This is a genomic window from Microcoleus sp. OTE_8_concoct_300 (genome assembly GCF_031383065.1).
Classification (GTDB): Bacteria; Cyanobacteriota; Cyanobacteriia; order Cyanobacteriales; family Microcoleaceae; genus Microcoleus.
This window is the reverse complement of sequence record NZ_JANMZH010000462.1, coordinates 1-7617: the sequence shown is the minus strand read 5'-3', so window position 1 is coordinate 7617 and position 7617 is coordinate 1. Positions and strand designations below refer to the sequence as shown.

Genomic DNA, 7617 nt, shown 5'->3' with positions numbered 1-7617 from the left:
GATAATCACTGCCGGTGGGAGAGTCCGCCGTCGGCGGACTCTCCCACCCTTACCCCTTGTTTGATTATCATTATTATTGAATTATATTTCTACATAAAGGGGTATTGACAAAATCTACTTCCTTCTAACTTGTTACCAATGGTCAACGGGTGGAATCCTCACCTCACACGCCTTTCATCCCACACTAATCGAAGCGATATAGTGTGGGGATTCTCGTCTGGTCAGCTAAATTCTAGCCACCTACTTTGTCAGGTGGCTAGAAAAAAATGCAAGATTACGAATTGGCTAAGCAAAGTTGTTGCCGAAGTTCTGGGGGAATCGCTTCAAAATGCTCTAACAGAAAATTCATCAAGGCGAGGTGACGCAAGTCGTGCAGTTGGGGATGGCGGTGGTTGCCTCCCCTGGTAAACCAGCGACGCACAGTAGAAAGCGATCGACAGCAAATGAGAGCTAGAGCTTCTTGCGGGACATCCCATTTTGCGTAGAATTGCTGCGGAGTCATCGCCAGTTGACAGTCAGCGTAAAGCTGAATGATTCGTTTTTCTCGCTCCGTAATCGGGCGAGGCGTGAAAGAATGGTGTATCATGGAGGTGATTTTTTAATTTTGAATCGGCCAGTGCCAAATTTGCGGCGCTGGCTTTTGTTTTTGGGGGCTTTGTTTTTTGGCGCGATCGCACTTGACGATCGCCTAACTAAACTGCCCTATTGACAATATATACGTTTACCTTTAATATGTCAATAGTCTAATGCGAATTTTCAGATTCCTCTCTGTATTTGAATCCTGCCATCTCGGCTATCAAATCCAAATGTTTTGATGTGGAACGAGCAGGCAGTTGCCCGTTCTCCCAATCGCTGACTGTAGCCTGTCGCACGCCTATGTGTTGTGCAAATTCTGCTTGTGTCAACCCCATATGGAGACGCAATGCCTTGATGAGTTCGCCATTCCACTGCACCCCATCGCCCGCCTGCTGAACCTGAATTTTCTGGATTAACTTGCGAAATGTTACCCGTTGTGCGTCGAAATCGACTGTTTCCACCCGATATCCTGCCTCCATCCAAGCGGTAGCTTGCAGAGCGCCCTTTTTGCGGTTGCTCCACCAAGCTTGCTGAGTGCGTGCTGAAGGGGGGAGTGGGTCGTTTAGCAATGCCTCTATTTCGGCGAAGTTGAGGGTTACTTCGTCGAGATGGCGATTTTCGCGCAGATAATCTAAGAGCGACTGGTACTTGCTGCCCTCCTTCATGCGGTGTTTTGTGAGGTTTTCAGATATAGAATGCCACAAATCGGGGGATGACGGGGAGCGGATGGGAGTGGGGGGTGCGATCGCCAATTATTTATTTACCCAGACACTCACTCTGAAGACGCTCGGTATCGGTAAATAATTATCACTCAGAGTATTTTACCTTTTTGGGACTCCCATCTTCCTTAATGTCTAAAATTTCCACCTTAACCGTTTGTCCTTCAGAAAGAGATTGTGCTTTTTTCGGTTCCTTTTCAGTTAGCCTGATAGTTCCCAGAATTTCATATGTCACCTTGTTTCCTTTTACAGCAGTAACTTTGGCTTCGACAATTTGACCCACTGCAAACTCATGACTGCCGATCGCCTTAGCAATTTCAACTTGTCTCGCTGACTCTACAACTGGGACCACAACTTCTCCAATCGGCCCCGCTTCTTTGTAGTAACGCATCAAACGAGATGCCCAACCTAAAATTTGCAGCAAAGTGCTAGCATCCCCTTGAAATCCTGTGAGACAATCGCTACAAGCTTTATCGATGCTGCGGTAATAATCTGTGGTTTTGCTACTGTGTCCGATTTGTCTGCCATTACCGACTAGGGTTTTAAGATACTTGAAAAACCTGGAATTGGCATCAGCTCGATCTTGATTAACTGCATTGCGGAGATAGGCGATCGCCTTTCCCAATTCATTTACATCGGTTTGTTCTTTAACTAAAGTTTGAGCGATCGCGTGGGCAATTCCCCACTGGTTTTCGGTCAAAGATTCGGTCACTAATTCAGTATTAGACATCTTTAATACATTCCTGTTGGAGGTTCGCGATCGGTCGGATATTTCAACACTTCAGCTAGTTGTTGCAATTGAGTTGCTTGCACTAAACTAGAATGAGCAGCTTGAATATTTTTTTGCATAAATTGTTGCACTTTTGTGCCAGTCATGCTGTCAGATTCTGGAGGATTGTAGGAGGAATAGCGATCGCGCAAATCTCCCTTGTTCTGCAACACCCTTGCCGCTGTTACCTCCACAGTCATTGTTCCCATGCCGATCGGCTTCCCGCCGCCTACCTTGAGGGCGATCGGATACTTTGGATCTTGCCCCAACACAATCAAAAGCGTTCCTAACTCTGCTGCTGTTAAGTTTTTGAATTGTATCTGTGTTTGGAAAGTATACTCTTTAGCCGCTTGCTGAACGGTAATTCCTTGATTTTGACCTTTGTCGATCGCCCGAATTGTGTGATAGTAGAACTTGCGCCCTGCTACGTTGCCTCTTGCGTCAAAATATGCTCGTCTTTGATCGGGACGGGGACGATATAAAGATGGCATAAATCCCGTAGCAAAGCCCGTATTTTCGCATTTAGCATCGCTGAATTCAATTAGCCCTTGCCAATCTAAGGCACCGAATACTTGACTTGCCGGACACAGTTCTTGTTTATTTTTACATGGCAAGCGTTCTTGCGGAATTTTATCTCTGTATCTTGATGTAATTACTGCTAAAGTGCTGTTAGTAATGGCTTCGTATGCTGACCGGATGCAGCCTTTGAGAGAACTACCTTGAATTGATAACTTTTGGTCAATATTTTGCACCATTGTTTTAATTAAAGGCACGCGGCTGCCTATGTCGCTACCCATGACAACTACGCCTGTAGAGACGTGCAAAGTAGTCTGAACTTTCAGAGTTAGAAACAAAGTTCCGTGCAGGCGATCGCCCAAATATTGGTGATGTCCGGCCGGAGGATGTTTGGGGGGTCGTTCCTTGGGGAAACTAATTAATTCATAAGGTTTAGGTTCTCCAGTTTCAGCGGGATTATTAGAAACCGGACTACTTGGCTGCGGTGTAGAACGCCGGGGTTTTGGCAGGGGATTATTAGTCATTTATACTCCTGACAGTGAGGGCGACAAAATGAACCGTAGCAGTTCTTTTTTCTTGAAAGTATCGCTGACCTATGCTAATATTGTTAGAGACAATCTTTTGATTCTTTTCTCCTTTGTAGACAAAAGTTTTAGGGAATTTTGGTTCGTCAAGGCGGTGAAAGTAAGCCGCGCGATCGCAAATTTGCCACTCGCAATCTTTATCGAGCGGCTCAAATCCTTCTAAATCGACTTCAACTCGACTCAGGAGTAACGCTTGATATGCACTTCCCTGCTTTTTCCAGCGCAATTCGCGATCGGCATTAAACATTTGCCCTTCAAAACCGGGGAAAAACTCTTCGGGCAATTTCATGCAAATGCCGCTGACTGCGTGGGGCGATCGCACAAAATAGTAACTATCCTCAGTTGCTAACTTTTCTAGCAACTTTTTAACCTCATCCGGTGACAAAGGCGATCGAGCACCGACAAAACCTGTATTCATGCTGCGGCCCCTCTTAAAAATTCACTCCAAGCATCAACCGCACATTTAAATAAATTCGGTACACCAGTCTCACCATCGCCTTGCCATTTTAGCTGCACTCCAAAACCTAAATCCATCGGTTCTGCAGCAATAGGAGTTTGTTCGCGATCGGGTTTAGAAAAGCCATAATTTTCGGCTTCTTCAGTGTCTAAAAATTCTCCTGCACCCAGCAAGAAAGCCTGTCCCCATCGACCTGGTTTGACTATTTGTTGAATTTGGCGATTATCTTTATCTAATTTACAACCGGGATATTGAACTACGGCTTCGTTATATTTGACTGTCACCGTCCCCAAACCGCGAGATTTGGCAAAACCGATTCCAAACCAACCATCATTTAAGTCTCGCAAAACTAAGCCAATTAAGCCTAATTGTGCTAAGGAAAAGTTTTTGAGATGTATTTTAGTGCCAAATTCTCCGGCGGTGCAGACTTGGTAGTTAAAGGGGCCAACGGCTACGGAACCGAAAACGCGATCGATCGCGACTCCATTGCGTTCTTGAATTTTGAGCTGTTTCTTATCAATTGGGTGAGCATCTTCTATTCTAAGTCTGCTAGCAATTGAAGTGTTGCCGAAAATGCGATCGGTAAAAGAAGAGAACTTGTAAATATCGCTGGATGATTTATTTTTCAAGTAATCATGCTTGTCATTCAATGGATCGTTAGCCCAGAGAACTTTCGGATCGTTAGGATTACTATCTCTTCCTAGGGTTCTGACAATTCTCTCAGCATGAGCACGAATAGCACCTTTTAAACTGCTTCCCGGTAGATAAATTGACTTCCCTCCTGCATGGTAAGTCTCGACAAATTCCATATCCGGTTTAGTCGGGTCGGCTCCTTCTTTGCCGGATTTGATGAGAATTGGGCCGTCGGGAATGAGAGTTAAGTCAATTGTACAGTGATTGACAAATCGTTTGTGCATAGTTGAGTAGGTCGAGAGATGGTTGGGAATTAAGCGGCTACTAACTGATTTAGCTGAACTTCACACTGTTGGAAAACATAGTTAACGGCAGCAAATAGTGGATCTAGCTCTTCTATTAAATAGCGGTTAATATTTTTTGTAAAAACAGTTTCTTCCAATTTACCAAACTCCCAATCCTTGCCGTTGGAAACAATACCAAAAATTATTACGTGAAGTTCATTGTTAAGTCGCTGTGCTGCAAACATTTCAGCTAGGCACTGCGCCCAACCTTCATCGAACTTGTCTTGCTTGGCCTCAACTAATAGAAAATAAGGCTTGCCAAACACAAATTTTCCTAAAGGGGAGCGTTTAGTCAAAATATATTCAGGAAAACCACACAGATTCTGGTCGTAAGTAAGAGACTTATGGCTCCATAAAACAAACTTAGTATAATAAGATTTCCAAACTTCTTTGAGAACTGGATAGATCAAATTTTCGCACACAGCAAACTCTGAATTGTCCACAACTGCTTCCCGCATCATAAATGCTAAGTCTTCCCTAAAATAGTCAGGGATACTAAATGCAGTTTCTCCCATAAAATTAGCTTCAGTGTAAGTAATCTGAAACTCTTGGAGAACTTCACCGATATCTTTATAATTGCTGAAACTCATATTGACCTCCTGTGTGGGATGTTTAGTTTTAGCCTTGAGCTGTTTGATTTGGGGATGATTGAGAAATGTTATTGTTCAGTAGTTTATCGATCAGCTTTTGTACCCACTCATCTTTATAATCGGCTGCATCTTCATAAGCCGTTTCATCTCCCATCACTAACTTTTTTAAGTATTCTAACAAAAATTTAGGATCGTTTTCGACATCAATCCAGCGCATTTTATCAATTTCTAGTTTAACCACACCTAAACCGCGAGAGCGCCCTCCTCCGAGAGGTATTTGTTCTGTCTCAAATTGATGCAAACCAATCGTCAATAAACCCAATTCCCAATCGTGAGCATTTTCAACTACTGCTTTAAAATCAAAAGGTGTGGCGGCGGGGACAACTTGGTAGTCATAAAGTTTGCCATCTGCGGCGGTTTCTGTGTCTCTGTCAATGGCTACTCCATCTCGTTCTTGATATTGTCCGAACCACGCATCGGGTTGTACAGTTAAGTCGCGGACTTGGAATTTGCTGGCTATCCAGGGAGAACCAAATAGATGAGAAACTAAATCTGTATGCTTGAGAATTTCATCAGTTAGAGCTTGGTCATTTGGGAAATTTTGTTTAATTTGCTTCATTTCCTGAGCGGTAATTGACCATTCATTCTCGATGGCTGGATTGGCGACTAATTTGCGATCGTTCCCCACAATTCCTCGCAGGAAGCTTTCTAAGCGCGATCGCAGCGCACCTTTAAAACTCGAACCGGGAATCAAAGGTTTGCCCAAAGCATCTTTGATTACAGGTAGATCGGAGCCGATCGGTTCGGTGGAACGTCCGGCACTAATGCGTAATGCCGTTACTGTTGTGAGTGTTCCTGTGATTTCTAGACGATTTTTGAAAGTATCAAACATAATAATTAGGGGTTGTCGTTGACATAATCATGTTCTCCATAATGGCGCAGGTATAGCTTGCCTTCTTTAGCAATGCAACTTACCCGCCAACCAGTATTTTTTATGTAAAAGTGATCTATTTGATTTTTTCTTACTCCTCCTTCACATTTTTTCCCTCCTTCATATCGCGAAAAGTGAAGTCTAGAATCAAATCGAGTGGTGTCTCCCTTAAATTTTAGCATTGAACCAGATACTTCAGAAAGAACCTCATGTAACTCAAATTTTCTTTGAGAGTCTACATTGTTTTTTTTATAATCTTTTTTAAAGCAATCTTGGTAAACAAGGCAAGGAAACTCTAATAAATCTTTTGCGAGAAGTTCTCGTTTACACTTATTCCAAGTCAGTCTTCCCCAGTTACTGAGCGTTGCTTCCTCGCCAACCACATATATCAAAGTTTCAGGCACACTTTGAAGTTCTGATAACTTAACAGAAACGCTTACTTCTGAAGCCATCAGAGCAAATTGCACGGGTTTAATCGCAGAATGATTGACCTGAATAGGTAGGCGTGGAATTGTTATAACTTCTGAGCTACCTTCAAATATATAAATCATTTCATCAGCCTGATAGAACATACCAATAGTGTTGGCATATCCTTGCAAAGCCTTGAATCCACCAACCAGATTAAAGCAAATATGATAGCGATCATCTTGATAACCAGGAATTATCTCATCAAACCATTTTAAAAGCTCATCAATACCATTGGTGAAATTTTCGGTACTGGCTGTAGACAAGTCTTGAGGTGTATGAATATCAACTACAAGATGGTTGTCCATTAAAAAATCTCTGATGAGTTCTGCTGACACTTGCCCCTGTGCTGTATCTGTAGTAATCAGCCAGTGTATATCTTGATTACCTTGATTTAACCGATCGCGATACAATCCGTAAATTCCATTTAATTCAGCACTGGCTCTCCTAATTTCCTCAATATCATCATTGATTGTTTTTTGTTCGGGATGGCTATAAAGTTTCTTTTTAGCCCTACCAGTCAATTCTTCAATTGCCTCTAAAACATCTTCATTATTGTCGATTTTTTTGTCATTGGCTCGTGCTTCTAATAGATCTGACCAATCAGATTCAGAGCGCATATTGATCTGATTAGTTAATATGCTTGTACCAACCGTTGAAATCACTAATCGTGGCATAAAAGTTTCCTCTCGCTCAAAAACTAACTAACAACTATGATTCACCTTTTCGCAAATAGGTTAAATAGCGCACACCATAACCTAAATAACGACGAATTAACTCGATCCAAATCGGTTTAAAATTATCAACTTTAGCAGCTCCAGCAATTTCTTCAGCTTTTCTTTTAATTAACTTATTAACATCTTCAATGATTTTTTGTGCTAAAGAGTTTTGACCTCTCCCCCATTTGCGATCGCGACCCACTTGATAGAGGATAAAATTCTTAATGACTTCAGGACTGTCGGTAGTATCAGAAACCCGTACTAGGTTGCGGAATTGAGACTCTTCTAAGTCGCCATAAGATGAGCGGTCATCT

10 protein-coding genes are annotated in these 7617 nt (G+C 42.6%); all 10 read right to left on the bottom strand.

Annotation, left to right across the window (positions count from 1 at the left end):
• Nucleotides 1-274 precede the first annotated feature (274 nt).
• Nucleotides 275-586, bottom strand: coding sequence for a helix-turn-helix domain-containing protein (locus tag ACUVJL_RS20950; protein ID WP_445247599.1), 312 nt, complete (start codon nt 584-586; stop codon nt 275-277).
• A gap of 157 nt (nt 587-743) precedes the next feature.
• Nucleotides 744-1328 carry a helix-turn-helix domain-containing protein gene (locus ACUVJL_RS20945; RefSeq protein WP_445247598.1) on the bottom strand — a complete coding sequence of 195 codons (585 nt, stop codon included), beginning with the start codon at nt 1326-1328 and terminating at the stop codon, nt 744-746.
• Between the two features lie 55 nt (nt 1329-1383).
• Nucleotides 1384-2025, bottom strand: a complete 642-nt coding sequence (locus tag ACUVJL_RS20940; protein ID WP_445247597.1) for a hypothetical protein — start codon at nt 2023-2025, stop codon at nt 1384-1386.
• Between the two features lie 2 nt (nt 2026-2027).
• Complete coding sequence (locus tag ACUVJL_RS20935) at nt 2028-3104, bottom strand: RAMP superfamily CRISPR-associated protein (protein ID WP_445247596.1); 1077 nt, start codon at nt 3102-3104, stop codon at nt 2028-2030.
• On the bottom strand, nt 3097-3582 hold the full coding sequence (locus ACUVJL_RS20930) for a hypothetical protein (RefSeq protein WP_445247595.1): 486 nt from the start codon (nt 3580-3582) through the stop codon (nt 3097-3099). The genes ACUVJL_RS20935 and ACUVJL_RS20930 overlap by 8 nt, the downstream gene beginning before the upstream one ends.
• The gene (locus ACUVJL_RS20925; RefSeq protein WP_445247594.1) at nt 3579-4538 is read right to left on the bottom strand and encodes an RAMP superfamily CRISPR-associated protein; all 960 of its coding nucleotides are present in this window, start codon (nt 4536-4538) and stop codon (nt 3579-3581) included. The genes ACUVJL_RS20930 and ACUVJL_RS20925 overlap by 4 nt, the downstream gene beginning before the upstream one ends.
• Before the next feature lie 29 nt (nt 4539-4567).
• Nucleotides 4568-5188 (bottom strand): hypothetical protein, encoded by a 621-nt coding sequence (locus ACUVJL_RS20920; protein ID WP_333106174.1) that lies wholly within the window; start codon nt 5186-5188, stop codon nt 4568-4570.
• A gap of 28 nt (nt 5189-5216) precedes the next feature.
• A complete protein-coding gene (csx7, locus tag ACUVJL_RS20915; protein ID WP_445247593.1) occupies nt 5217-6080 on the bottom strand; it encodes a type III CRISPR-associated RAMP protein Csx7 in 864 nt (287 codons plus the stop codon).
• Between the two features lie 5 nt (nt 6081-6085).
• Nucleotides 6086-7261 (bottom strand): putative CRISPR-associated protein, encoded by a 1176-nt coding sequence (locus ACUVJL_RS20910; RefSeq protein WP_445247592.1) that lies wholly within the window; start codon nt 7259-7261, stop codon nt 6086-6088.
• Between the two features lie 34 nt (nt 7262-7295).
• Nucleotides 7296-7617 (bottom strand): hypothetical protein (locus ACUVJL_RS20905; protein WP_445247591.1); only part of this gene is annotated, 322 nt, incomplete at its 5' end.

What these genes read in the sequence shown, in the direction of transcription:
- ACUVJL_RS20925 (WP_445247594.1), bottom strand. Translation starts at nt 4,538, where the DNA reads ATGCACAAACGATTTGTCAATCACTGTACAATTGACTTAACTCTCATT.
- csx7 (WP_445247593.1), bottom strand. Translation starts at nt 6,080, where the DNA reads ATGTTTGATACTTTCAAAAATCGTCTAGAAATCACAGGAACACTCACA.
- ACUVJL_RS20940 (WP_445247597.1), bottom strand. Translation starts at nt 2,025, where the DNA reads ATGTCTAATACTGAATTAGTGACCGAATCTTTGACCGAAAACCAGTGG.
- ACUVJL_RS20935 (WP_445247596.1), bottom strand. Translation starts at nt 3,104, where the DNA reads ATGACTAATAATCCCCTGCCAAAACCCCGGCGTTCTACACCGCAGCCA.
- ACUVJL_RS20920 (WP_333106174.1), bottom strand. Translation starts at nt 5,188, where the DNA reads ATGAGTTTCAGCAATTATAAAGATATCGGTGAAGTTCTCCAAGAGTTT.
- ACUVJL_RS20910 (WP_445247592.1), bottom strand. Translation starts at nt 7,261, where the DNA reads ATGCCACGATTAGTGATTTCAACGGTTGGTACAAGCATATTAACTAAT.
- ACUVJL_RS20950 (WP_445247599.1), bottom strand. Translation starts at nt 586, where the DNA reads ATGATACACCATTCTTTCACGCCTCGCCCGATTACGGAGCGAGAAAAA.
- ACUVJL_RS20930 (WP_445247595.1), bottom strand. Translation starts at nt 3,582, where the DNA reads ATGAATACAGGTTTTGTCGGTGCTCGATCGCCTTTGTCACCGGATGAG.